A 24,313-nucleotide genomic window follows, 5' to 3' on the forward strand; every position below is an offset into this window, starting at 1 on the left:
CGGATTCGTCGCTGCTCTCCAACCTGCGCCGTCGCGCGAGTGTTCGCCACACGGTAACGCGTGGTCGGCAAACTGATCGATTCCGAGGTCCTACGACCCGGTTGCGGCCGGGGCCGTGCCGGCCGGCGCCGCCGTCATGCGTGCCTCACTCGTGGTCCACCGCGGTGGCGGCCGGCACGAGCAGCCCGTCGGCGAGAAGCCTGCGCACGGGACCCGAGAGACGCGCTCGCAGGTCGACCGGGTCCTCGTCGGTCAACGCGGCGATCGCGGTGACCGCGACCTGGGCCGGCAGCTCGCCGTCGCACACACTCACGAAGGCGGCCAACGCCGTGTCGGCCTGGATCGCGCGTCGGAATCCACCGCCCTGCCGGATGAGGATGACGCTGGGATCGGAGGCACCCGGGCGCGTGTGGCGCTCCTCGGTGACGTCGGCGGCGGCGACGTACGTGTCGGCGAACAGCGCCTCGTCGTCGAGCGAGTGCAGCCGGGTGCGAGCGGTGAGACCCCGCGCGACGTGCGGGCCCATCGGGGAGTCGACGGCGCCGGTGACCTCGTCCAGCTCGATCCAGCGTTCCCGGCCCTCGGCGGGCCGCTGCAGCACGACGACGCCGAACCTCACCGACTCGACCCCGCGCGCCTCGAAGTCGTCGAGCCACGCGTCGATCCAGCGGTCGTACTCGGCAGTGCCGGGCCGGTGGCCACCGTCACGCGCCCACGTCTCGGCGTACTCCGCGACGTCCTGCTGCTCCCGCGCGATCACCCACGCGTCGAGACCGGCGCACTCGGGAGCGTCGAGCCACGCCCGCCAGCGCTCCTGCCATTGCGCGCCCGCGGCCACCTCCCAGTTGGCGAGGAAGCACGCGACCCCGCCCGGCGCCAGATGAGCACCGACCCCGCGCACGAACGCCTCGACGAGCGCGTCACCCTCCCGGCCACCATCGCGGTACTCGTACCGCGGCAGCCCGGCTCGGCGAGGGCTGATGACGAACGGCGGGTTGCTGACGACGAGGTCGAACTGCTCCGGCACCCCGTCGTGGACGACCGGGGTGAAGAGGTCGCCTTGCCGCAGATCCCACCGCTGCCCTGCCAGCTCGGCTGTGAACGTGGCGAAGGCGACTGCGCGGGCCGACAGGTCGGTGGCGACGATCTCGTCGGCGTGCGTGCCGGCGTGCAGGGCCTGGACACCGCAACCGGTGCCGAGGTCGAGCACCCGACCGACCGGCGTGCGTGGCGTCCACCGCGCGAGGGTGAGGGACGCACCGCCGACACCGAGCACGTGGTCGGGATGCAGGGGTCGACCGGTGGTCACCTCGGCGAGGTCGGAGACGACCCACCACGTGTGCTCCTCGTCGCCGTACGGACGCAGGTCGCACGCAGCTCGCAGGCCGTCCTCGGCCTCGCGCACGAGCCCGATGCGCAGCAGCCCGGCCGCTCGGACCCGCGGAAACGCCTCGTCGAGCTCGGCGTGGGTCACGGCCTCACCGAGGCCGAACAGGCGGAGCATCGTCGTCGCCGGCGTCTCTCCCAGACGGTCGAGCACCCGGCGCGCGGGCACGAGGTGATCGCGCATGATCGCGGTCGCAGCAACCGGCCCCAGGATGTCGTCGATGCCCTCGACGGTGAACGCGGCGTCGAACAGGTCGGCTCGCAGGGGCTCGACGAGCTCCGGCGGGAGCACCGGAACCGGTGGCGACTCTGGCGAGCCGCCCTGCTCAGTCGGGGCGGACGAGACGCGATCATCGACCGACGACGCGAGTTCACGCGGATCGAGATGGCTCATGGCGCACACACTAGAGGCAGGCTCCGACAACCCCGTCGCACGCGTCGAACCCCTGGGAGCAGGGCTCCTCGCGTGACCGGGAGGCCGTCGCAGGGGACGAAGCGACGGAGGCCCACCAGCCCTCGGCAGCCGTCAGCCCGGCGGCGGTCGGTGCGGACGGGGCGTCAGCGCGGGCGGCGGCGTCGGCGAGGGCGGAGTCGAGCTGGTCGAGGACGAAGTCGACCTGGGCGTAGCTCGTCATCGCGAGCACACCGGCGCCGCGCATGATCGCGTCGTGTTCGCGCACGTACCCTCGCACGGCATCGGAGTTGGCCAGGCTGCCGCCGGTGAAGGCGTCAAGACCTCCTGCGTAGTCGCTGGCCAGCATGATGACGCCGGCACCGGCGAGGTACCGGCCGACGTCGGCGAGCGTGCCGGGGAACTCCCCGGGTGCGGCGAGCGCCGACGGCGACGGTGAGGCTGCGCCGTTCGGGGAGGTCGTCGACGGCGCCGCTGTCGTGGCCTTGGCGCGGCCCTCACGCGACGACTGGACGGCCGGGACGAAGGTCACGCCCGCGTCCGAGTAGATCGCCCCGATGACCGACTGCGGTCCGTACGCGGTGATCCTCGTGGGGTCCCAGGCGCGGAGCACGACGACTCGGGTCGAGGCGAGCACGTCGCGATGGACGCGGCGAATCCCCGCGGTGCGCTCCTCGTACTGCCGCCGCAGGGCGGGGGCGCGGTCGCTGCCGAGCACGTCGGCCAGCCCCCGCACCCGGGCCTGCCAGTCGCGCCGGTGCTCTCCCGAGGTACGAACGACTACCACGGGCAGCCGCGCGCCGAGCTCGTCGACGAGGCGTCGATCGGTGTCCTCGGTGGCGAGGACGAGGTCGGGGTCGTGTTCGAGCACGTCGGCCGGATTCACGGGGTCGTCGGCACGGCCGCTGCCGACGACCGGCAGGGCTCGCAACGCCGCCCGCCGCGAGGGCGGCACGACGGCCGGGGCGACGGCGGTGGTCGCCACCACGGGCGCCGCGAGATCGAGCGCCGGCTGCAGGCAGGCATCACCCAGCGTGACGATGCGGCGTGCGCGTTCGGGGACGTCGTACGTCGTGCCCTGGAAGTCGACGCGACGACTGGTCACCGACGGCGCGGTGGTCGCGGCGGGCCCGGGCGTCTCCCGGGACTGATCCGGCCGACCGGAGCACCCGGCGATGACGCCACCACCCACCAGCGCCCCGAGCAGCACCGCGCGCCGAGACACGCCCGTCATCCGGTCACCCTCCCCTGGATCCACTCGAAGCCCACGCACGTCATACGCGTGTGGTCCCAGAGATCATCCCCGACGGCCGGGGCTGCGGAGGAACGACCTGCGCCGCGCGCGTCGGCACGGCGCGAACGGGCAACGAGGCGCGGTCGGTGAGGCGGGGTGCTCGGGTCGAGCGGTCGGTCAGACCGTGACCTCGAGCTGATCGCGCAACCCGTCGAGGATGCGGGAGAGCAGGCGGGAGATCTGCATCTGGCTCACGCCGATCTCGTTGCCGATCTGCTCCTGGGTGAGGCCGCGCACGAAGCGCAGCAGGAGGATGTGCCGGTCGCGCGGGCTGAGCATGGCGAGCGCGGGGCGCAGCATCTCGGCGTCGTCGACGTGGGCGAACGCGTCGCTCTCGTCGACGAGCATGTCGCCGAGCGCGGCCGTGCCGTCGGAACGCACCGGAGCGTCGAGCGAGAGGGCCGTGAACCCGGCGCGGGCCTGCTCGGCCTCGGCCAGCTCGTCGACGGGCACCCCGAGGTCCTGCGCGACCTCGGTCTTGGTCGGCGGACGCCCCCATGCCTGCTCGAGATCGGCCTCGGTCGTGGCCGCGGCACTCCGCAGCTCCTGGAGGCGACGGGGCGGGCGGACCATCCAGCCGTGGTCGCGGAAGTATCGCTTGATCTCGCCGGAGATCGTGGGAACGGCGTAGGCGAGGAACCCGGGGCCCTCCCCGATGCGGTAACCCTGCACAGCCTTGACCAGACCCAGGTAGGCGACCTGCACGAGGTCCTCCGGGTCGGCGCCGCGCTGGGAGTAGCGACCCGCCAGGGCCTCGGCGACCCCGGCGTTGAGGAGGACGATCTCATCCAGGCAGGACTGTTGTTCGGCGATGTCGGTGAGCGTGGCAGCGTGGGCGAACAGTTGCTCTGTCCGCTCCTCGCGGGCGGCGGACTCTGCCGGGGCGACCAATGAGACTCCGTTCACATCAGCTATCGCCGTGGCACGGGTCTCGGCCACAGCTCAGAACCTAGCGGCACCGTCTTGCCGGGAGCAAGAGGGCGCCGTAGCCCGGACTCACGACGGTGGCCAAGGGGCCGCGTCGAGAGGCGGGGGGGCCGGTAGGACTAACGCGGATCGGCCGGGCGGTCCTGCGGATCGGGCTCCTCGACGGCCTGCTCCGGGCTGTCGTAGATGGAGAACACCTGGTCGAGCCCGGTGATGGAGAAGACCCGAAGAACGCGGGGGTCGGAGCACACGATGCGCACATCACCGCCGTGATGACGCACGGCGCGCTGCGCACCGACGAGAACCCCGAGGCCCGTGGAATCGAGGAACGGAACGCCACGCAGATCCATGACGAGCCGGGAGCGTGCATCGCGAAAGAGCGTGTCGAGGCTCGCGCGAAGCACCGGCGCCGAGATGAGGTCGATGTCCCCGGTCGCCTCCACCACCGTGAAGCGACCCATGTCGTGACTGGACACCGATAGCTCGTTCATCACCGCCTCCTTCGACTTTCGCTCACTCTATGCGCCTGCGGGCCCCGGCGTGCACCCGGTCCGAGCCTCGCGCCGTACCGTGGACGGATGCCCCCCTTCGACCCCGGTACGACGCTCGCCGGGCTGCCCCCGTCGGCGCCCCGCGTCGCCGGTCGTCGTGTTTTCGTGGCTCGCAAGGGAACCGGGGTGCCGTGGCCGGAGTGGGCCGCTCCGGAGGTGCGCCGTGCCTTCGAGGCCCGGGGTGTTCGAGCGCTCTACAGCCATCAAGCGCATGTCGCGGAGCACCTGCACGCGGGTCGGCACTGCGTCGTCGCGACCGGCACCGCGTCGGGCAAGAGCCTCGCCTACCTGCTGCCCGCACTCTCCGCCGTCGTCGGGCCACCCGGAGCCGCCCCGTCGACGATGCTCTACGTCGCCCCGACCAAGGCGCTCGCGGCCGACCAGTTGGCGCACGTCGAGGCCCTCGGGATCCCCGGCGTGCGCGCCGCGCTCTACGACGGCGACACCCCGACCGACGAACGGGCGTGGATCCGGCGGCACGCGAACGTCGTGTTCACGAACCCCGACATGCTGCACCACTCGATCCTGCCCGGGCATCGACACTTCGCTGCCTTCCTCCGCGGGCTCTCGTTCGTCGTCGTCGACGAATGTCACGCGTACCGAGGGGTGTTCGGCACCCATGTCGGGGCCGTGCTCCGGCGACTGCGGCGTCTCGCGGCGCATCATCGAGCCTCACCGACGTTCGCGTTCGCCTCGGCGACCGTGGCCCGCCCGGCGGAGCATGCCGGCGCTCTGCTCGGGCAGGACGTGGTCGCGGTGGTCGACGACGGCTCGCCTGCGGCCGAACGGACCCTCGTGGTGCTCGATCCGACTCCGACCGACGGCACGGAGCGGCGCTCCACCCTCACCCACGCCGCAGAACGACTGGCCGACCTCGTCGCCGAGCAGGTGCGCACGGTCGTGTTCACGCGGTCGCGCGCCGGCGCCGAGGTGGTCGCCGAGACGGCCCGCCGCCGCCTGCTCGAGCGCGGCGCCGATGCGACTCTGGCGTCGACCGTCGCCGCCTACCGCGGGGGTTATCTGCCGGAGGATCGCCGAAGGCTCGAGCGGGATCTGCGTGAGGGGCATCTGCTCGGGGTGGCCTCGACGAGCGCGCTGGAGCTCGGGATCGACGTGAGTGGTCTCGATGCCGTGGTCCTTGCCGGTTGGCCCGGAACCACGGCGGCGTGGTGGCAGCGCGCCGGGCGGGCCGGACGGTCCGGCCGCGACAGCCTCGTGTTGTTCGTCGCCGACGAGGATCCGCTGGACACCTACCTCGTCGCCCATCCCGAGGCGTTGTTCGACCGCCCGCTCGAGGCGTGCGTGACCTCCCCGGACAACCCCCACATCCTCGGACCGCACCTGCTCGCCGCCGCGTACGAGCTTCCTCTGCGACCGGAGGAGACGATCTTCGGCCCTGCAGCGCCCGCGTTGCTCGATCGACTCACCGCGGCGGGACTGTTGCGTCGGCGACCGGTCGGGTGGTTCTGGACCCGAGACGAGCGCCCCACCGACGAACTGCCGATTCGCGGGGTGGGGGCGCAGATCGCCATCGTCGAGGACGCGACCGGACGTGTCATCGGCACGGTCGACGCCGCACGAGCCGACGCGGCGGTGCACACCGGGGCGGTGCATCTGCACCAGGGACGCACCTACGTCGTGCGTTCCCTCGACCTCGACGGGGGCAGTGCCCACGTGGCCGAGGGCGACCCGGGCTGGACCACGATGGCCCGCTCCGTCAGCGCCTTCGACATCCTCGACGTCGCCCGGTGCCGCGAATCGGGATCGGTCACCACGAGCACCGGGCGGGTCTGCGTGCGCAATCAGGTCACGTCGTTCCTGCGGCGCCTGCCCAGCGGTGAGGTGCTCGGTCAGCATCCCCTCGACCTGCCCGAGCGCAAGCTGACGACGTGCGCGGTCTGGTGGACCCTCACCCCCGAGCTGCTCGCCGAGGCCGGCGTCGACCCCCGCGACGTGCCCGGCTCGTTGCACGCCGCCGAGCACGCGATGATCGGGCTGCTGCCGCTGCTCGTCGCCGCCGACCGCTGGGACATCGGTGGGGTCTCCACGGCCGTGCATCCCGACACGGGCCTGCCCACGGTGATGATCTACGACGGCCACCCCGGCGGCGCGGGCTTCGCCGCGGAGGGATACGCCCGCGCCCGGGAGTGGATCGAGCGCACCCGGGAGGCGGTGAGTGCGTGCCGGTGCGAGTCCGGATGCCCGTCCTGCGTGCACTCGCCCAAGTGCGGCAACGGCAACGAGCCCCTCGACAAGGCGGGCGCCGTGGCTGTGCTCGACCTGCTGCTGATGGCCGAATCCCGCGACGACACGGGTGTTCTCGCCGCCGGTGACGTTTGACAGGAGCCCGGCTCTTGGACAAAAGTCCAGACACCGAGCCCCCCACCATCCCAGGACGGATCACGTGGCCTCCGCTTCTTCCCCGCACGGCGACTCTCGCCTCGATGCCCTCGCCGATCCCTCTGCGCCGCACCCGGACCCGGTGAGTGAGACACGGATCGAGTCCACGACTCGGACGGCGACGTCGACCCCGGCGACGTCGGAGCCGGCCGTCGCGGACGAGGCGAGTCCTCGCCCCGAGTGGACCGCCCCGATGGTCAGGCCGCGCGAACGCCGGCCGCGGTCCGGCTGGCGGTCGTCGGCCTACACGATCTCGGGTGGGCATTGGAACCCCGGGCTGTCGGCCAAGGAGGCCCATGAGCGCGATCGGGAGGCCCGCATCGCGACGCAGTTGCGCGGACGGCACGTCACCGCGTTCTTCTGCCTCAAGGGCGGCATCAGCAAGACGTCGACGACGGCGGCGACCTCCATCGCGTTGGCCGACCTGCGGCCCGACCCGGTGTTCGCCATCGACGCCAACCCCGACGCCGGTGACCTCGCCGAGCGGGTGGTGGGGGCCAAGCTCGCGGGCATCTCGCGCCTGGCCCGAGACGTGGAGAAGGTGACGAGCCTCGACGAACTCTCGCGGTACACGGCGACGAGCGGCCGGCTGACGGTGCTGCCGGGCGAGCCGAACCCGACGCTGGGCAACTCGCTCAGCTCTCGCGACTTCGAGAACATCATGCGCGTGGTGCAGCGGTACTACTCGTTCGTGCAGATCGACTGCGGAACGGGTGTCACGCACCCGCTCATGGCGGGCATCCTCCGGTTCGCCAACACCGTCGTCATCCCGGCCGCGTGGTCGATCACCGGCGCGAAGCGCGCGGCGGAGTCGATCGAGTGGCTCGAGGACAACGGTTTCGAGCATCTGGCCCGCACCTGCATCGTCGTGCTCACGGCGAAGGACATCGTGAGCAAGTCGGTGGACAAGGAGGCCGTCACGCAGCACCTGTGGAAGGCGGGGGACCTCATCGTCGTCCCCTCCGACCCGCACGTCGCCGACGGCGCCCTCCTCGAATGGGACCAGCTCAAGCCGGCGACCCGTGAGGCCTACCTCGACATCGCCGCCGCCATCACCGGGCGGTTCGGACGCCACCACCGCTGACGGCTGCTCCGGCCGGCGCGCGGGCACGCGCCGCGGCGACGGGCGCAGACGAGAGCGGTCGCTCCGGCCCGGCACGAGCCCGTGCGCGCGCCTCGCCGAAGCGAGCCGCGGCGCCGGGTGGTCGGATCGCCACCTCGATCTCGACGTCGAACCCGTCGGCCTGGCATTCCCGGACGGTCGCACCGTGCAGGCGGGCCACCCGGCGCGCCTCACCACAGACATCACCCGCCGTAGCGGTGGCTCTGCCCGCTGCGGCGAGCGCAGCCAGATCGGCCGCCGCCCGCGCGCGGTGTGACGTCACGGCCGCCGTGGTGAGGATCAACGCGGCGACGAGCAGGGCGAGAACGACCCCGAGCAGACCGAGCGCCATCACGGTCGCGCTCCCCTGCTCATGGTCTGCTCGACGCGACATCGGCACGTTCCCCTTCGCCCCCGGTGAGTCTGCTCGGCCGGACCTCGGAGGCACCTCGCTCGGTGGTGCCTTCCAGAACACTCGTCGCGCGGGCGGCCGGGGAGGGCAGGGCGTCGAGCAGCGGAACCCTCAGCACCGCCGGCGCGGACACGTCGACGACGACATCGGTGTCCACGCGGGAGATCGAGACGCGTGACCCGCGGGGGGCGGCTCGCGCGACGACAGTGCCGACCGCGTCGTCGCCCTCCCCTCGTGCGGCTGCTCGGGCGCCGGCCCGAGCGGCATCCACGCATCGCATCTGGTCGACACCGACCCGCACGGAGGTGAGGACCAGCGCCAACAGAAGGACGACGACCGGCATCGCCGCGGCCATCTCGGCCGTCACCATTCCGCTGTCGCCCGAAGCGGCCGGCCGCGCCGCCGCGCCCGGCCGCCGGCAGGCAACGCGGGCGCGGCGGTGGGCGTGGCCCCGACGATCAGGAACCGAAGGCGTGGGCGCGGACGGCCGTCCGGGGGTGGTCGGGCGCATGTCAGTTGCCGACGGCGAGGGCACTCGTGATGAGTTTGGTGAGCGCAGCGCTGACGGCGCTCGACTTGACGACCGCGACGAGCACGGCCGCGAACGTGCACGCGGCCAACGTGCCGACGGCGTACTCCGCCGTCGACATGCCGGCCTCGGCGGACCGGCGCAGTTCGGACCACCGCGACGCGATCCGTCGCGCGATGCGGTGGGTGATGAGTCGACGGGTGCGCACGAGGGTGCGAGACATGACGTGACCTTTCGTGGGGGTGGGATATCGGGAGGACACGGCGGGAGCCGCACCACCACTCTCGACTTCGACGCCGAGGGGCGGGGCACGCTCTCTCGCGCCTGGGGATGACGACGCCCCGCCCGCGCCGCTGTGGACAACGCTCGCCCGCATTCGCTCCACCGGACCCGCTCAGACAGGCGCTTTCACCAGGCGCCCCGGCGTGCGAAGCCGTCGACCTGCGGTGAAAGTGCCTGTCCCGGCGGTGACGTCAGCCCGCGAGGATGGTCGCGGCGAGAGCACCGACGACCGGGACGACCGTGGTCGCGACGAAGGCGGGCAGGAACGTCAGCCCCAAAGGAAGGACGAGGCGGACTCCGAGCCGCTCGGTCGCGACCTCGAGCCGCTGGTCCTCGGTGCGTCGGATGTCCTCGGCCGCGGCCGCGAGCGTGGTCGAGGGAGGCACTCCGGCCGCCTCGGCGAGTACGAGTGCACGCGCGACCGGCTGCCACGCGGCGTCCACCATGCGCCACGCCTGGTCGTCGGTGAGTCCCCAGCCGCGAGCGGCGACGACGACCGCGAGATCGGCTCCGAGCCGCCCACCTGTTCGCTCGGCGACGGTCGCCATCGCCGGCAGCACGCCCCGCCCGGAGGCCAGCACGAGCGCGAGAAGATCCGCGACGTCGGCGATCTCGACCGCAGGGGTGACCGCCGGCCTCGCCTTGGGGAAGAACCGCGCCACCCGGCCGTCGGCGCGGCCGGTCATGACGAACACCGCGGCCGCCACGAGGAGGGCGACGACGATCGCCTCGCCGGGAACGGCCGTCATGAGCTCACCCATGCCGCCGTCCTCACCCCAGAACCGGGCCGCGGGCCACCTGCTCGACCAGCCGCCGGACCCAGATCCGACCCGCCAGCACGAGGACACCTCCGGCGACGAGACACCACCAGGCGATGGGCGAGCGGACGTAGGCCTGCATCGGGTCGACGCCGACGGCGAAGGCCAGCAGCGGGCCGCCGAGCGGCAACGCGGTGAGGATGCGAATGGTCGCGTCCGCGCCCGTGGACGCGGTCTCGACACGACGGCGATGCGCGAGCTTGGCACGGACGAGACGGGCCACGCAGGCGACCGTGTCGGCCAGCGGGCAGCCGGTGAGCGCCGACAACTGCCAGGCGCGGGCGAACAGCCGCACGTCGGGGTGGTCCCGGGCGTGGCGCGACAGAACGGCCTCCACCGAGCGACCACGGCCCAGGGCATCGCGCATGTCGGCCACCACCGCTCCACCGTCCACGACCTCGCAGGCGAGTCGCGCCGCCTCCTCCGGCGATCGCCCTGCCCGCAGACTCGGAGCGAGGACGTCGAGGAACGCCAGCAGTGCCTCGGTCTCGGACTGCTCCACCACGGCACCGCCGGGACGTCTCCAGCCGAGTCCCAGTCCGTCGGCACGCGCCGCCACTGCCGACGGGCCTCCCGCCGGCCTCCGACCGAACACGCCCGGCGGCGGCCCACCGACGACCGAGGAATCCCCGGGTCGCCTCGCACGGACCGACGAACGCTGCAGGCCCTCGATGCGGGAGAGGGCCGCAGAGGACGGCAAGACGAGGATCGCCGACGCGAGGGCGAGTCCGGCGAGCACCACCGCGCCCGTCACGGCTGCTCCGCGAGACGCCGCGGTTCGGTCGACACCGGTCGCGGCGCCTCGACCCGCGGTCGGGATACCGACACGACCAGACCGGCGCGGGCAACGACGAGCGCGGTGACGAACGACGCCATCACGGCTCCTCGGGCAGGTCGAGCAGCCCGGCGAGCAACGCGTACCCCGCCTCTCGTCGGTATCCATCCGGCGCGCGGTGAAGAGCGGGCACCACGCGCAGACCGCGCGCGCCGCCGTCGAGGACTCCGATCGAGTCGACGACTCGCGCGTGCCCGTCGCGTCGCATGTGGACTACGACCCGCAGGGCACTCGCCAACTGGCTGCGGGTGGCCTGCGGGCTCATCCCGGCGAGGGCGCCGAGCGCCTCCATGCGAGCGATGACATCGGCCGGAGCGTTGGCGTGGACGGTGCCGCAGCCGCCTTCGTGCCCGGTGTTGAGGGCGGTGAGCATGTCGCGAACCTCGGCGCCACGAACCTCCCCGATCACGACGCGGTCGGGTCTCATGCGCAGGCTCTGCCGGACGAGGGTGGCGAGGTCGACCGCTCCCGTGCCCTCGACGTTCGGCTGGCGGGCCTGCAACGCGACCACGTGCGGATGCCTGATGGCGAGCTCCTTGACGTCCTCGACGACGAGTAACCGTTCCGTGGCGGCGACCTCGGCGAGCAGTCCGGCGAGCAGGGTGGTCTTGCCCGACCCTGTGCCACCGGTGACGAGGAAGGCGCAGCGTCGCGCGACCACGGCGCGCAGCACCGCGGCCATCGCGGGCGTGCAGGCACCCCAGTCCTCCAGGTCGGCCAGGGTGGGCGCGCTGCGACGTGGGATGCGCAGGCTGATGTGCGGGCCGCCGTCGACCAGCGGCGGGAGTACCGCGTGCAGACGGACGCCGGCCGGGAGCAGCCCGTCGACGTAGGGACTCGCGTCGTCGAGACGGCGGCCCGCGGCCCCGGCCAGCCGTACCGCCAGGCGGCGCAGGTCGGCGGCGTCGCCGAGGTCGACGTCGACGGGAGTCAGCCCTCCCCCACGGTCGACCCACACCCCGGTGACGCCGTTGACGAGCACATCGGTGACGCGGGGGTCCTCGACGAGGTCGGTGAGAGGGCCGCTGCCGAGCAGGGCATCCTCCATGCGGTCGGCGCGCCGGGCCACGCCGGCGGCACCGAGGACCGCCGACTCCTGGCCGACCGCGTGCGCGACGCGGGTGGGCGTCGGGCCACGACCCCGACGGATGTGGTCCCAGACGGCCGCGGTCGTCATGCGGGCCTCCGGCCGGGTCGCAGGAGTGGGTTCAAGGTGGAGAGCAGGACGTCGACGGCTCGGGCGTACGGCCCCTTGCCGGGCGGAGGACGTCCCTCGAGGATTGCGGTGGCGACTCGACCGTCGGTGGGCACGGCCCCGAGAAGCGGCAGGTCGAGAAGGCCGGCGAGCCGCTCGGGCAGGTCGGTCGTGCCCCGGTCGGTGCGGCAGGCCAGCCAGACGGCGTCATGGACGGCGTCGAGGTGGGCGAGGGAGGAGGCAGCTCCGGCGAGCGCCGGTACCGAGGTGCCCGTGAGCGCCACGACCTCGTCGCTCAGCTCGGCGACCTCGGCCTCCCACCACTCACCGGCGCGGGGAGCGTCGACGAATACGAGGTCACTCACCCGCTGGAGGGCGGCCACGGCGCTGAGCAGCACCTCGCCGGAGGGGACGACGGGTGCCTCTCTGTCGAAGGACAGCACTCCGCAGCGCCGGGACAACGGCAGCCTGCCGAAGATCTCGGCACCGTCGAGCGTGCCCGCCGCGTCGAGCAGGTCGCGCCATCGCAGGCCGGGCTCCTCGTCGACGCCCAGGACGACGTCGAGCCCGCCGCCGCAGGGCCGGGCATCGATGGCGACGACCGCTGCGCCGTGATGGGACGCGCGAGTGGCGAGCGCAGCGGTGAGGACGGAGGCGCCGACGCCCCCGGCGGTGCCGACGACAGAGATCACGCGAGACATGCCTGCAGCCTGGCGCGGGCGGGCTCCGCACCGGGAGGGCGCCGCGGCCGCCTGTGGACGGCTCTCGTGCCGCCGATCGGGTTGTGGACGACGCGCCGTTCGCCCGCCCCGCGGATCGGGCTGACGAGCCCCTTCGACAGGGCCGGTCGGGCGCGCGACGCTGCTCCGTCCCGCGGAGCGCGCGTCACGGCCGAGGGAGAGAACAGCGCAGATCTGGAGGTGGACATGGGGCGGCCCCCGCTGGGGGGACAACGGGGGCCGCCAAACGCGCCAAGCCCCGGGGGGGAGGAGCTGGTGCGCCGCGCTCAACCCGAAGGGAGCGCTGAACCCATTGTGCTGGTTGGACGTCCGATTGGCAATTCCGTGAGGCGAGAAAGTTGCACCCACTTCTGTAACGCCGCCGTCACACCCCCGACAGGCCGATGACCTCGGCATTCATCGTCCGTTGGCGCATCGGCGGCATCATGGAGGGGCGCCGCGCGGCCGATGGGCATCGGGCCGCGGCGGTTCCGGATCCGAGCGTGTTCGCCGAGCGTGGACGAACCCACACGGCGTCGACGCTCCCGTGGCCGTGGCAGCGGCCGAGACAAGGTCCGGAGACGACGATGGCACCCCCGCGGACGGGGGTGCCATCGGGCGGTGAACTGGCCGGGTGATCAAGCGTGCGGTCAAAGCCGTCCGGGTGGGGCCAGCCCACCAACGGACCGGTCCATCAGTGGACTGCCTGCGAGTGGGTACCCGGTTCGTTCACCTGCTCGTCGACTCGAGGATCGCTCTTCGTGTCGACAGGTTCAGCATGGGCGGCCATCCTGCAGCCGCGCAAGAGCAGACCATGGTGGCGTTCGTCATTGCGGCGTACGCTCATGGTGGGGATGCGCGGGCCACGGCCTCGACCCTCACGTCCGCACCCTCCTCGAACGCCCCGATTCGCGCCGCAATCCCTCAAGCACCGCAGTCCCTCAAGAGCACTCGGCCCTCCGGCCGGCATCACGCCCCGGCGTCGAGTCGCCCGGCCCGCACCTCGGTGGCGATCCGCTCCCCCTCGGCCGCGCCGTCTCGCACCGCGCCGGCCACGTGCCGCACCCACAATTCGATGCCCTCCCGGCTGCCATCCGCGTACGCGGCGAGCGCGCCGAGGTAGGGCGTTCCCACCCGGCGCAGGTGGCCGGCCTCGGGCACCGAGACCCCCGTCGGATCGACACCCCCGGCGTGGATCAGCGCACGCTCAAGCGCTCGGGCCACGAGCCCGTTGCCGCGCACGAACGGCCGGACGACGGCGATCTCGGCGTGGGCGAGGGCGGCGACGAGAACCACCGGGATCCCCGGCGTCCCGGCGCACGACAGTAGCGACGCAACGCCCGCGAGGCGCTCGTCGACGTGCGCGAGCGGCTCGCCGAGGTCGGAGAACTCCGGACATCCCTCGCCGCGACGCGGCCGGCCGAGCAGATCCGGGGTGGCGCCGAGAAGCGGCTCGGCGGCGGCCGTGTGGAGTCGCGCGAGCGCCTGCCGCGGCGAGCTCGTGACGAGGCGGCCGATGTGCTCGGCCTCGGCGGTCGCCTGCATCGCCCCGCGCAGCACGGTGAGCGTGGGGTCGGGACGTTCGGGCCATTCGACGGCGCCGATGAGCAGGCCACGGACGACCGCGTCGTCGGATCGGGCCCCGTCCATCTCGGCGGAGGCCCGGGCTCCTCGGACGCGCGACTCGGCCGCCGCCTCCGGGGCCCGGCGTCGCAGGCCCTCGTGCCAGCGCAGGCGGGTGCACGCCTCGCGCGCCTCGGTGAGGGCCTCGTCGACGGCCGGCCAGGCGGCGATCGTGCGGAGCGCGTCTGCGGCATCGTTCATGGGCGTCAGCGTAGGACGGCGGGTTCGGCCACCCGGGGGAAGGGCCGGCGCGGATGCCTCGCTTGCCTCGGTCCCGTCGTCACGCGGTCGCCACCGGTCGTCACGCGGTCGCCACCGGTCGTCACCCCGCCGCGTCGTCGATCCGGGGTTCGTGCCGGTTCCGGCCGTAGAGTGCGGGAGTGACGACGCTCCCGCTCTCCCTGCGGTGGTCGCAGGCCGCCGTGGCCGAGTTGGGCGCCCAGGCCCCCGTCGTGGTCGCCGTGGCCGTGGTCGCCGTGGCGCTGGTGCTCGTCCTCGTCGCCGTGGCCCTGCGTTCGCGGGGGCGCATCGCCTCCCCCGAGAGCACCGCCACGTACCGCACGCTCCACGCCGCCTCGACGGCCGCGCGCCACCTGCGTCACGGGCTCACCCCCGATGCCGCCGCGCGCGCCGCCCGAGACCTGCGACCCCTGCTCGGCGTCGACGCCGTCGCCATCGGTGACGCCGGAGGCGTGCTCGCGTGGGAGGGCGAGGCCGACCATCACCGTGCGGACTTCGCCGAGCAGGTGGGGGTCGTGCTCTCCAGCGGTCGCACGATGCGGCTCGACGAGCGTCGCGTGAGCTGCGACGATCCTGATTGCCTGCTGCGCGCCGCCATCCTCGCGCCCGTCGTGAGCGACCACCGGGTCGTCGCGGTGCTCGCCTCCTACCACCGCGGGTCGACGAGCGATCTCGTGCGCGCCACCGAGGCCGTGGCCGTGTGGATCGCGGCGCAGATCGACATCGCCGAACTCGGCCGTGAACGCGGCCGCGTCGTCGAGGCCGAGTTGCGGGCGTTGCGGGCCCAGATCAGCCCGCACTTCATCTACAACTCCCTCGCCGCCATCGCCTCGTTCGTGCGCACCGATCCCGACCGGGCACGCGAGTTGCTGCTCGACTTCGCCGACTTCACCCGGTACAGCTTTCGCCGCACCCGGCCCCTCACCCCGCTCGCGGACGAACTCGTCAACATCGAGCGCTACCTCGTGCTCGAGGAGGCCCGGTTCGGCGATCGGATGCAGGTCCACCTGCGGGTGGCGCCCGAGGTGCTCGGTGTGCGGGTGCCCTCGTTCGCCATCCAGCCGCTGGTGGAGAACGCGGTCCAGCACGGTATCGAGGCCGCCACGGGCGTCGGCACCATACGCATCGAGGCCCACGACATGGGGACGGAGGCCGAGATCGTCATCGAGGACGACGGCGCGGGGGCCGACCCCGAGCGCATCCGCGCCGTCCTCGCAGGGGACGAGGCCGGCGACCACGTCGGCATGGCCAACGTCGACGCCAGGTTGCGCCAGACGTTCGGCGACGAATACGGCCTCACCGTGGAGACGGCCGTCGGCGCGGGCACGAAGGTCTGCTTTCGCGTGCCCAAGTTCCATCCCGACGCCGACGAGTGAGCGCCGAGTGAGGCGGTGACGAGTGAGACGCCGAGTGGGGTGAGCAACGCCCTGAGACCACCGGCGACGGCGGCCTCATGCCACGGCCTGTCGCGTCGTTCACCACGTCCGTGGCCTCACCTCCCGTAATCTTCTCGCATGGCAGCAGAGCCTGCCGGGCCGACGACGCCCGGCCTGCGTGCCCTCGTCGTCGACGACGAGGCGCCGACCCGTGCGGAGCTGGCGTGGTTGTTGGAGCAGGACGACCGCGTCGGCGAGGTTCGCACGGCCGCGAACGGGGCCGACGCGCTGCGGGCCCTCGACCAGTCGCCCGCCGACGTCCTCTTCTGTGACATCCGGATGCCGGGCCTCGACGGCATGGAGCTCGCTCGTGTCCTCGCCCGCTTCGCCGAGCGTCCGCAGATCGTCTTCGTCACCGCCTACGAGCAGCATGCCGTGGATGCGTTCGACGTCTCCGCGACCGACTACCTGGTCAAGCCGGTGCGGGCGACGCGCCTGGCCGAGGCCGTGCGACGGGTCGTCCTGGCCCGTGGCGGGTCCTCGTCCTCGGCCTCCACGCCGACCGTGCCCGACGAGACGATCCCGGTCGAGCTCGGTGGCGTGACGTCGTTCGTGCAGCGCTCCGACGTGCTCTACGTGCAGGCCCAGGGCGACTACGCCCGGTTGCACACCGCGGAGGGCTCTCACCTGTTGCGCGTCTCGCTCACCATGCTCGAGGAGAGGTGGGCCGAGGCCGGTTTCGCCCGCATCCACCGCAGCACGCTGGTCTCGCTGCCCGCCATCACCCAGGTGCGCACCGACGGAGGCCGCAGCGTCGTCGTCGTGGGCGACGGCATCGAGCTGCAGGTGAGCCGTCGGCACAGCCGCGACCTGCGGGAGCGGCTCGTCCGGCTGCCGCGTCGCGGATCGTCGTGACCACGCCCGGCCGAGGACACGCCCCGCGTCGGGTGCGGATCACCTCGCCACGCCAGACCGCGAGCCGGGCCCACCGCGGTTCCCGCTACCGCGACCTGGAGGAGGAGACCGCGCTCGGCGAGGTCTATCTCGACTCCATCCTGCGCACCCAACGCCGCCTCACGTTCTCCCTCGTCATCTGCGTCGCGCTCATGGTGCTGCTCCTGCCGGGCCTCCTACTCCTCGCGCCGGAGGTCGTGCCGGTGGGCGGTGTCGGAGTGCCGGCATCTTGGGTGGGGCTCGGGGTGCTCGTCTATCCCGCCGCGGTGCTCCTCACGTACTGGTACGTGCGTGCCGCCGAGCGCGTGGAGAGCGAGTTCGGCGAGCTCATGGATCTTCCGTGACCGCACCGTTCGTCGTCCTCGCCATCGCGGTGACGTGCATCGCGACGGTCGTCGGCGGCGTCCACGGCGTGCGCCTGTCGCGCACGACCTCCGACTTCTACGTCGCCGGCCGCACCGTCACCCCCTGGCGCAACGCGTTCGCGATCGGCGGTGAATACCTCTCGGCGGCCTCGTTCCTCGGCATCGCCGGGCTCGTGTACGCCTCGGGTGCGGCGATGCTGTGGTTCCCCGTCGGCTACACCCTCGGCTACGTCGTGCTCGCCGCGGTCATCGCCGCCCCCCTGCGCAGGTCCGGTGCCTACACCGTGCCCGACTTCGCCCAACTCCGCTTGGAGAGCGCGCGACTGCGGCTCTTCACCTCGGTTCTCGTCGTGGTCATCGGATGGCTCTACCTCGTGCCGCAGTTGCAAGGGGCCGACATCGCCGTCGCCACGCTCACCGGAGCCCCCGGCTGGGTGGGCAGCGTCCTCGTCGTCGGTGTCGTGACGATCAACGTGGTCTCGGGCGGCATGCGGTCGGTGACCGACCTGCAGGCCGTGCAGTACTGGGTCAAGCTCGTCGCGATCGCGGTGCCTGCCGTGATCCTCGTCGCGATCTGGGCGGCCGACCACCGCCCCTTCCCCGAGATGCCCGCACCGCGCGTCGAGTCCCTCGGCATGGAGGCCTACTCGACGTATTCCCTGCTCATCGCTCTGTGCCTGGGCACGATGGGGCTGCCGCACGTCGCGGTGCGCTTCTACACCAACCGCGACGGCCGATCCGCGCGCCGCACCACCGTCCCGGTCATCGGGCTGCTCGGGCTCTTCTACCTCTTCCCGCCGGTCTACGCCGTGCTCGGACGCGCCTACCTGCCGACGCTGCCGCCCGGCGGTCAGGCCGATCAGATCGTGCTGCTCCTGCCCCACGTCATCGCGCCGGGGGCGATCGGCGAGGCCCTCGTCGTCGTGCTCTCGGTCGGAGCGTTCGCCGCGTTCCTCTCGACCGCCTCCGGGCTCGCGGTCGCGGTGACCGGGGTCATCGACCAGGATCTCGTGCGTCCTCGTCTGCGTCGATGGACCGGCGACGACGTCGACGGCATCTTCAGCTTCCGGGTCTCCGCCATCATCTCGATGATCGTCCCGCTGGTCATCACCGTCGCCCTCGGGCACGTGGGCCTGGCGACGATGGTCGGACTCGTGTTCGCCGTCTCGGCGTCGACCCTGTGCCCACTGCTCGCCCTCGGCGTGTGGTGGCGCGACCTCACCGCTCGCGGCGCCGCCATCGGCATGACCGTCGGCGCGATCGGTTCGCTCGCGGCCACCGTCGTCGTCCTCACCGGCCATCTGCCACCCGAGCCCTACGCGGCGTACGTGCAACGGCCGGCGGCGTGGACGGTGCCGCTCGCGTTCGTCACCGCGATCCTCGCCTCGCTCGCCACGGCCGAGCGGATCCCCCGCAACACCCTGCGCACGATGACCCGCCTGCACACCCCCGAACGCGCGCACTCCGGCCGGCGTCACTGACCAGGCGGCTCCGGCCGCCTCGTGGGTCGCTTCGTCGGGCTGGTCGTCGGGCCGGTCGTCGGACGCGTCGAGACCCGGCACGGTCACCGGCACCGGTCGCCGGTCCACCTCGCAGGGCAGGTGGCCCCGCCGCTCAGCGGCGACGGACGACCGTTCGCCGAACGACGGGGCACCGTCAAACGCACTCTGCCACCGTCGGCCTCACGCCCCGGCCGTGGTGCTGCCGCGACCCCCACCCGTCGCACCACAGTGGGGCAACGCGAGCGCACGGCTCGTGCGTCCGACCGTTCACGAACCCGTTTCACGACTCCGTTCACGACCCGACAGGAGGTGCTCGTCGGTGGACACGTCAGCCTCGGCAGCCTCGCCCTCGTATCGCCAGGTGCAGGAGAGCAGCCAGTTCCAGGATCTGCGGCGCAGGTTCCGCAGCTTCGTCTTTCCCTGCACGATCTTCTTCCTCGCCTGGTACTTCGCCTACGTCATCCTCGCGGCGTACTTTCCCGAGTTCATGTCGATCAAGGTGTTCTCGAACATCAACATCGGCCTGATCCTCGGATTCGCGCAGTTCCTCACGACGTTCGGCATCACGATCGCCTACGTGCGTTGGGCCGACAAGCAGTTCGACCCCCGCGCCGACGCCATTCGCGAGGAGATCATGGGAGTGGGTGAGCACAAGTGAACGCCTTGCAGTCCCTCACCCCGGCACTCGCGCCGATGGAGGGCGGGAGCACCGACGTCGGCAACCCGATCCTCAACATCTCGATCTTCGTCGTCTTCGTCGTCGTCACGCTGACCGTCGTCATCAAGGTCGCCTCCGGCAAGAAGACCGCGGCCGAGTACTACACCGGCGGCGCGGCGTTCTCGGGTGGCCAGAACGGCCTCGCGATCGCCGGCGACTACCTCTCGGCGGCCTCGTTCCTCGGCATCGCCGGCGCGATCGCCCTGCAGGGCTACGACGGCTTCCTCTACTCCATCGGCTTCCTCGTCGCCTGGCTCGTGGCGCTGCTGCTCGTCGCCGAGCTCATGCGCAACACGGGCCGGTTCACGATGGCCGACGTCCTCTCGTTCCGGCTGCGCCAGCGCCCGGTGCGCCTCGCCGCCGCGACGAGCACCCTCGCCGTGTCGTTCTTCTACCTGCTCGCCCAGATGGCCGGTGCGGGTGGTCTCGTCGCGCTGCTGCTCGGCCTCACCGGTCGGACGGCGATCAACGTCGTCATCGCGGTCGTCGGCGTCGTCATGATCGGCTACGTGATGATCGGCGGCATGAAGGGCACGACCTGGGTGCAGATCATCAAGGCGTGCCTGCTCATCGCGGCCGCCGCGCTCATGTCGGTGTGGGTCCTCGGCCTCAACGGGTTCAGCCTGCCGCAGGTCATGGACGCCGCGGTCGCGAACTCCGGCAAGGTCGGCGAGGCGCTGCTCAACCCGGGTCTGAAGTACGGCAAGAGCGATCTCACCAAGCTCGACTTCGTCTCGCTGTCGATGGCCCTCGTGCTCGGTACCGCCGGCCTGCCGCACGTGCTCATCCGGTTCTACACGGTGCCCACCAGCAAGCAGGCCCGAAAGTCGGTCGAGGTCGCGATCTGGCTCATCGGCGCGTTCTACCTGTTCACGCTGCTCATCGGCTACGGCGCCGCGGCGCTCGTGGGGCCGGAGCGCATCAACGCCGCGGCCGGAAAGGCCAACTCGGCCGCGCCGCTGCTCGCACTCGAACTCGGTGGCCCGATCTTCCTCGCCATCATCTCGGGCATCGCGTTCGCGACCATCCTCGCCGTCGTCGCCGGCCTGACGATCACGACGAGCGCGACGATCGCCCACGACATCTACAACGAGGTCATCAAGCGCGGCCAGGCCTCGCAGGAGAACGAGGTGCGGGTCGCTCGGATCGCGACCGTCGCCGTCGGCATCATCGCCATCGTCGGTGGCGTGCTCGCCTACGGTCAGAACATCGCGTTCCTCGTGGCACTGGCGTTCTCGGTGGCGGCCAGCGCCAACCTGCCGACGATCCTCTACTCGCTGTTCTGGAAGCGCTTCAACACCCGCGGCGCTCTGTGGAGCATCTACGGCGGCCTCGCCTCCTGCCTGCTGCTGATCTTCTTCTCCCCCGTCACCTCGGGCAAGGAGACGTCGATCTTCCCCCACCTCGACTTCGCCTTCTACCCGCTGGAGAACCCCGGCATCATCTCCATTCCCCTCGGGTTCTTCCTCGGCTGGCTCGGCTCGATGACGAGCAAGGAGTACAACGAGGCCAAGTTCGCCGAGATGGAGGTCCGCTCCCTCACCGGCGCCGGCGTCACGGGCGAGGTCGTCACGCACTGACACTCGTCCTCTCACGACAAGGCCGCTCCGGACAACGATGTCCGGAGCGGCCTTCGTCGTGCGGTGCCCTACGGACGCCGGACCTCGGACAGAAGCCGGGAGAGGGTGGCCGGTCCCCCCGCGGTGAGTGCCCCGGTGATGTCGGTCGCCCGCCACCGGGAGACGACCCGCGAGGTGCCGGTGCGTGTGTCGATGACGACCAGGCTGCGCTCGTCGCCGGTGCGGAGTTCACCGACGTACTCACCGTCCTCCGTGAAGCCGATGCCCTCGAAGAACTGATCCTCCTCGATCGGGACGCGGTGGCGCAGGCTGCCGTCGAGGTTCCGGATCTCGAGGCCGCCCACGGGTGGCTCGTTTCCGACCTGCTGCTGGTGGGGCGTCCGCTGGGTGCTCCGAGTGATCACCGTCTCGGGTGACGCCCCCAGTGGCATCGCGCCGATCTGATAATCGTCGGTGACGCGCCGCCTCAACCGCCCCGAGCCGGCGTCGTACGTGCGCACCCCGTCGGCACCCCACGTGGTGAACTCGTCGCGTCCCGGCCCCGGGGACAGCGACGCGACGGACTCGGCCCACGCCAACGTCCGTTCCGTGCCGTCGAGCGAGAGGAACGAGATCGGCACCGGTGCCCCGTCGGGCTCGGCGGTGAACGGGATGTGAGAGGCCCACCGTTGGTCGTAGAGGCGCCCCGGCACGTAGTAGACGCCCGAGCCGTCGGGAGCCCACGCCAACGGTCGCGCGATCCACTCTCCGCGATGCCGCACCGGCAGCCGGACGTCACCCGAACGGTCCCGCACGACGATCTCGGTGGGCGTGCCGAAGGCCACGCGCTGCCCGTCCGGGCCCGGGAGAGCAAGTGGCGCGGCGCGCCTCGGCAGGGAGAGACGCGTGGCCTCGCCGCCGACCGAGACGACGTCGACCTGTTCGGCCCAGGAGCCGATCTCCGGGTCGACGTAGTAGGTCAGCGCCGCCGGAGCCCGGCTCGCAGACCAGGCCGCGCTGGTCGGCGGGAGCCAACCGGGAAACGACGAACCGGTGAGCTCTCCTCCCCCGGAGACCCCTGAGATCCCGGAGGCCACGCAGACCAGGGCGCCCACGCCCGCGGCGAGGCCGAACCACCTGCGTGCTCGGAAGACGCGCCTGGGCCGATGCACCCCTGCCTCGGCATCGAGAGGCGGAGCCGCACCATCCTGGGTCGGCGCGACCGGCGCGTTCTCGTGATTCTCGTGAGTGTCGTGATTCTTGAGATTCCTGTGATTCTCGTCAGTCGAGATCGAATGCGACATCACAGACCCCCCGATCTGCTCGCTACGCGCGACGTCGGATTCCCCGCGTCGATCGCAGCGTAGAGCGCCGATCATCACCGGACAGCCGAAGCCCGAAGACCATCCGGTGAACAATGCTCACGGTCGCACCCCACGACACGCCGGAGGCGGTGACGCGTCGTGCGTCACCGCCTCCGGTGGTCCTCCTGAGGTACGGAGAGATCAGCGCTGGACGGCCTTGAGGGCGTCGACGATGCCGTCGCCGTAGAAGCCGTTGTACTGCGGGGTGCCGGTGCAGCGCGCGTCGCCCGCCGGGCACGGCCGGTCCTGCGCCTGCGACTTCAGCAGCGACACGAGCTGCGCCGGGGTCGCCTCGGGGTGCGTGCCCTTGAGCAGGGCGAGAACGCCCGCGACGTGCGGAGACGCCATCGACGTGCCCGAGAGCCTCGCCCAGCGGTGGCCGACGTAGGTCGAGAGGATCGACCGGCCGGGCGCCGAGACGTCGATGACACCGTCGCCGTAGTTCGAGAACGACGACAGGCCGCCGCTGCTGTCGAGGGAGGAGACGGTGACGACGCCCGGCAGCTCGGTCGGGATGTCGCGGCACGTGTTGTTGATCTTGCGGTCGATCGGCGTGGAGTCGTTCGGGCTCTCGTCGTCCGTCGTCTTGTTCGCGAGGTCGTACGCCGAGTTGCCGGCCGCGGCCGCATTGACCACGCCACGCTTGTCGGCGAACGCGTACGCCCGACGCATCGCCTCGAGCACCGGGGCCTGGTCGGCCTGGTCACCGCACCAGAACTGGAACGGGTCGACGTAGTAGCTGTGGTTGGCCACGGGGATCTGCTTGTTCGCGGTCCACATGATCCCGCAGATCGCGTACTCGGGGTAGATGAAGCCGTCGTCGTTGACGACCTTGACCGAGGCGAGCTTGACCGCCGGGGCGACACCGACGATGCCGACACCGTTGCGTGCCGCGGCCACCGTGCCCGCCACGTGAGTGCCGTGCGAGCTCGCCGTGGGCTCCCACCCGGTCGGCGACGGCACACCGCTGCCCGTGCAGTTGACCGACAGCGACGGGACGATGTTGGCCTTGAGATCGGGGTGGTCGGCCTCGATACCGGAGTCGACGATGGCGACCGTCACCTTGCGGTCACCGTCGGTGACCTTGTGGGCCTGATCGGCCTTGATCATGACGTTGTCCCACTGCTCACCCTCCATCGGGTCGAGGTTGCCGGCGGCACCGGAAGGGCTGCCGGTGTACATGCCCTCGAAGTCGGCGAGCTTGCGGTGACCGGGCGGGACGGGACGACCGGCGGGGGCTCCGGGAGCCTCGCTCACGGGCACCGTGCGGGTGGGCGCGGCGGAGGCGACGGCGCTGTTCTTGTCGGCCCGCAGCGTGGGCAGGAACGACGCCTTCGTCGACTGGACGATGAGGACGCCGATCTCGTCGTAGCGCTGGATCACGGTTCCACCGGCGGCCTTCACGGCGCGCTCGGCCTTGTTGATCTGACCGAAGTTGACCTTGTCGACGTTGACGACGTAGCTCATCGTCGCGCCCTCGGGAGCCACCACGGGCACCGGAGTGGAGGGGTCGGCGGTGACCGCGGCCGAGGCAGGAAGGGCCGAGGTGGCGAGGACGGGAACCACGAGAGTGCCCACGGCCGTCAGGGCCAGACCCAGACGCGTGAGACGGGAGGAAGGCTGCACGGTGTCTCCTGTGTTTCAGGGGGGGATGCCGGACATCGTCGTCCGACCGGATCAGTAGACACGGACCAAAGGCCCGACTCAAGGATTACGGACATCTTTCTCCGAGCCCGCGTTCAGGTTTCTC

General features: G+C 71.8%; 23 protein-coding genes. 8 read left to right on the top strand and 15 right to left on the bottom strand.

What is annotated here, in order from left to right:
- Positions 1–145 precede the first annotated feature (145 nt).
- From BN1197_RS07030 to BN1197_RS07045, 4 genes are all read right to left on the bottom strand, one after another.
- Positions 146–1,780 (bottom strand): DUF7059 domain-containing protein, encoded by a 1,635-nt coding sequence (locus BN1197_RS07030; RefSeq protein ID WP_082043723.1) that lies wholly within the window; start codon positions 1,778–1,780, stop codon positions 146–148.
- 10 nt (positions 1,781–1,790) lie between these two features.
- On the bottom strand, positions 1,791–3,032 hold the full coding sequence (locus BN1197_RS07035; RefSeq protein WP_040157650.1) for an ABC transporter substrate-binding protein: 1,242 nt from the start codon (positions 3,030–3,032) through the stop codon (positions 1,791–1,793).
- Positions 3,033–3,209: 177 nt separating this feature from the next.
- Complete coding sequence (locus tag BN1197_RS07040; RefSeq protein WP_245851845.1) at positions 3,210–4,031, bottom strand: sigma-70 family RNA polymerase sigma factor; 822 nt, start codon at positions 4,029–4,031, stop codon at positions 3,210–3,212.
- A gap of 107 nt (positions 4,032–4,138) precedes the next feature.
- Complete coding sequence (locus tag BN1197_RS07045) at positions 4,139–4,510, bottom strand: STAS domain-containing protein (protein WP_040157657.1); 372 nt, start codon at positions 4,508–4,510, stop codon at positions 4,139–4,141.
- Positions 4,511–4,597: 87 nt separating this feature from the next.
- On the opposite strand from BN1197_RS07045, the gene BN1197_RS07050 reads away from it, so the two are divergent.
- Together BN1197_RS07050 and BN1197_RS07055 are read left to right on the top strand one after the other, a co-directional pair.
- A complete protein-coding gene (locus BN1197_RS07050; RefSeq protein WP_052466149.1) occupies positions 4,598–6,910 on the top strand; it encodes a DEAD/DEAH box helicase in 2,313 nt (770 codons plus the stop codon).
- 142 nt (positions 6,911–7,052) lie between these two features.
- Positions 7,053–8,054 (top strand): MinD/ParA family ATP-binding protein, encoded by a 1,002-nt coding sequence (locus BN1197_RS07055; RefSeq protein WP_245851846.1) that lies wholly within the window; start codon positions 7,053–7,055, stop codon positions 8,052–8,054.
- Here BN1197_RS07055 and BN1197_RS07060 read toward each other — a convergent pair.
- The 9 genes from BN1197_RS07060 to BN1197_RS07095 form a co-directional block, all read right to left on the bottom strand.
- Positions 8,023–8,466 (bottom strand): Rv3654c family TadE-like protein, encoded by a 444-nt coding sequence (locus BN1197_RS07060; protein ID WP_082043703.1) that lies wholly within the window; start codon positions 8,464–8,466, stop codon positions 8,023–8,025. The genes BN1197_RS07055 and BN1197_RS07060 overlap by 32 nt on opposite strands.
- Positions 8,444–8,854 (bottom strand): TadE family type IV pilus minor pilin, encoded by a 411-nt coding sequence (locus tag BN1197_RS07065; RefSeq protein ID WP_052466153.1) that lies wholly within the window; start codon positions 8,852–8,854, stop codon positions 8,444–8,446. Before BN1197_RS07065 ends, BN1197_RS07060 begins: the two co-directional genes overlap by 23 nt.
- A gap of 142 nt (positions 8,855–8,996) precedes the next feature.
- Positions 8,997–9,236 carry a DUF4244 domain-containing protein gene (locus BN1197_RS07070; protein ID WP_052466155.1) on the bottom strand — a complete coding sequence of 80 codons (240 nt, stop codon included), beginning with the start codon at positions 9,234–9,236 and terminating at the stop codon, positions 8,997–8,999.
- A 250-nt stretch (positions 9,237–9,486) separates the two neighbouring features.
- A complete protein-coding gene (locus BN1197_RS07075) occupies positions 9,487–10,056 on the bottom strand; it encodes a type II secretion system F family protein (RefSeq protein ID WP_052466157.1) in 570 nt (189 codons plus the stop codon).
- Positions 10,057–10,066: 10 nt separating this feature from the next.
- Positions 10,067–10,867, bottom strand: coding sequence for a type II secretion system F family protein (locus BN1197_RS07080; protein ID WP_052466158.1), 801 nt, complete (start codon positions 10,865–10,867; stop codon positions 10,067–10,069).
- A complete protein-coding gene (locus BN1197_RS17950) occupies positions 10,864–10,989 on the bottom strand; it encodes a hypothetical protein (protein ID WP_261795888.1) in 126 nt (41 codons plus the stop codon). The genes BN1197_RS07080 and BN1197_RS17950 overlap by 4 nt, the downstream gene beginning before the upstream one ends.
- A complete protein-coding gene (locus BN1197_RS07085; protein WP_040157663.1) occupies positions 10,989–12,125 on the bottom strand; it encodes a TadA family conjugal transfer-associated ATPase in 1,137 nt (378 codons plus the stop codon). The genes BN1197_RS17950 and BN1197_RS07085 overlap by 1 nt, the downstream gene beginning before the upstream one ends.
- The gene (locus BN1197_RS07090) at positions 12,122–12,844 is read right to left on the bottom strand and encodes a nucleotide-binding protein (RefSeq protein ID WP_096807369.1); all 723 of its coding nucleotides are present in this window, start codon (positions 12,842–12,844) and stop codon (positions 12,122–12,124) included. Before BN1197_RS07090 ends, BN1197_RS07085 begins: the two co-directional genes overlap by 4 nt.
- 987 nt (positions 12,845–13,831) lie before the next feature.
- On the bottom strand, positions 13,832–14,686 hold the full coding sequence (locus BN1197_RS07095; protein WP_040157666.1) for a Fic family protein: 855 nt from the start codon (positions 14,684–14,686) through the stop codon (positions 13,832–13,834).
- Between the two features lie 179 nt (positions 14,687–14,865).
- Between BN1197_RS07095 and BN1197_RS07100 the strand changes: the two genes are divergently transcribed.
- The 6 genes from BN1197_RS07100 (at position 14,866) to BN1197_RS07125 (ending at position 21,220) form a co-directional block, all read left to right on the top strand.
- Positions 14,866–16,101: a histidine kinase gene (locus tag BN1197_RS07100; RefSeq protein ID WP_390622704.1), complete on the top strand. Its 1,236-nt coding sequence runs from the start codon at positions 14,866–14,868 to the stop codon at positions 16,099–16,101.
- Positions 16,102–16,239: 138 nt separating this feature from the next.
- Positions 16,240–17,016, top strand: coding sequence for a LytR/AlgR family response regulator transcription factor (locus tag BN1197_RS07105; protein ID WP_040157669.1), 777 nt, complete (start codon positions 16,240–16,242; stop codon positions 17,014–17,016).
- Positions 17,013–17,399 (top strand): hypothetical protein, encoded by a 387-nt coding sequence (locus BN1197_RS07110; protein WP_040157672.1) that lies wholly within the window; start codon positions 17,013–17,015, stop codon positions 17,397–17,399. The genes BN1197_RS07105 and BN1197_RS07110 overlap by 4 nt, the downstream gene beginning before the upstream one ends.
- Positions 17,396–18,901, top strand: coding sequence for a sodium/solute symporter (locus tag BN1197_RS07115; protein ID WP_040157675.1), 1,506 nt, complete (start codon positions 17,396–17,398; stop codon positions 18,899–18,901). The genes BN1197_RS07110 and BN1197_RS07115 overlap by 4 nt, the downstream gene beginning before the upstream one ends.
- Positions 18,902–19,241: 340 nt before the next feature.
- On the top strand, positions 19,242–19,580 hold the full coding sequence (locus tag BN1197_RS07120) for a DUF485 domain-containing protein (RefSeq protein WP_040157678.1): 339 nt from the start codon (positions 19,242–19,244) through the stop codon (positions 19,578–19,580).
- A gap of 35 nt (positions 19,581–19,615) precedes the next feature.
- Positions 19,616–21,220: a solute symporter family protein gene (locus tag BN1197_RS07125; protein ID WP_040158072.1), complete on the top strand. Its 1,605-nt coding sequence runs from the start codon at positions 19,616–19,618 to the stop codon at positions 21,218–21,220.
- Positions 21,221–21,288: 68 nt separating this feature from the next.
- Here the strand turns inward: BN1197_RS07125 and BN1197_RS07130 are convergent, their stop codons facing one another.
- Complete coding sequence (locus tag BN1197_RS07130) at positions 21,289–22,296, bottom strand: hypothetical protein (RefSeq protein ID WP_141397240.1); 1,008 nt, start codon at positions 22,294–22,296, stop codon at positions 21,289–21,291.
- Positions 22,297–22,704: 408 nt separating this feature from the next.
- Positions 22,705–24,189, bottom strand: coding sequence for a S8 family serine peptidase (locus tag BN1197_RS07135; protein WP_082043705.1), 1,485 nt, complete (start codon positions 24,187–24,189; stop codon positions 22,705–22,707).
- Positions 24,190–24,313 lie beyond the last annotated feature (124 nt).

The organism is Mobilicoccus massiliensis, assembly GCF_000826525.2.
GTDB lineage: Bacteria > Actinomycetota > Actinomycetes > Actinomycetales > Dermatophilaceae > Mobilicoccus > Mobilicoccus massiliensis.

Excerpts from the sequence above, each read along its gene's own strand:
- BN1197_RS07030 (WP_082043723.1), bottom strand. The coding sequence starts at position 1,780 with ATGAGCCATCTCGATCCGCGTGAACTCGCGTCGTCGGTCGATGATCGC.
- BN1197_RS07035 (WP_040157650.1), bottom strand. The coding sequence starts at position 3,032 with ATGACGGGCGTGTCTCGGCGCGCGGTGCTGCTCGGGGCGCTGGTGGGT.
- BN1197_RS07045 (WP_040157657.1), bottom strand. The coding sequence starts at position 4,510 with ATGAACGAGCTATCGGTGTCCAGTCACGACATGGGTCGCTTCACGGTG.
- BN1197_RS07050 (WP_052466149.1), top strand. The coding sequence starts at position 4,598 with ATGCCCCCCTTCGACCCCGGTACGACGCTCGCCGGGCTGCCCCCGTCG.
- BN1197_RS07060 (WP_082043703.1), bottom strand. The coding sequence starts at position 8,466 with ATGTCGCGTCGAGCAGACCATGAGCAGGGGAGCGCGACCGTGATGGCG.
- BN1197_RS07065 (WP_052466153.1), bottom strand. The coding sequence starts at position 8,854 with ATGGTGACGGCCGAGATGGCCGCGGCGATGCCGGTCGTCGTCCTTCTG.
- BN1197_RS07070 (WP_052466155.1), bottom strand. The coding sequence starts at position 9,236 with ATGTCTCGCACCCTCGTGCGCACCCGTCGACTCATCACCCACCGCATC.
- BN1197_RS07075 (WP_052466157.1), bottom strand. The coding sequence starts at position 10,056 with ATGGGTGAGCTCATGACGGCCGTTCCCGGCGAGGCGATCGTCGTCGCC.
- BN1197_RS17950 (WP_261795888.1), bottom strand. The coding sequence starts at position 10,989 with ATGGCGTCGTTCGTCACCGCGCTCGTCGTTGCCCGCGCCGGTCTGGTC.
- BN1197_RS07085 (WP_040157663.1), bottom strand. The coding sequence starts at position 12,125 with ATGACGACCGCGGCCGTCTGGGACCACATCCGTCGGGGTCGTGGCCCG.
- BN1197_RS07090 (WP_096807369.1), bottom strand. The coding sequence starts at position 12,844 with ATGTCTCGCGTGATCTCTGTCGTCGGCACCGCCGGGGGCGTCGGCGCC.
- BN1197_RS07095 (WP_040157666.1), bottom strand. The coding sequence starts at position 14,686 with ATGAACGATGCCGCAGACGCGCTCCGCACGATCGCCGCCTGGCCGGCC.
- BN1197_RS07105 (WP_040157669.1), top strand. The coding sequence starts at position 16,240 with ATGGCAGCAGAGCCTGCCGGGCCGACGACGCCCGGCCTGCGTGCCCTC.
- BN1197_RS07125 (WP_040158072.1), top strand. The coding sequence starts at position 19,616 with ATGGAGGGCGGGAGCACCGACGTCGGCAACCCGATCCTCAACATCTCG.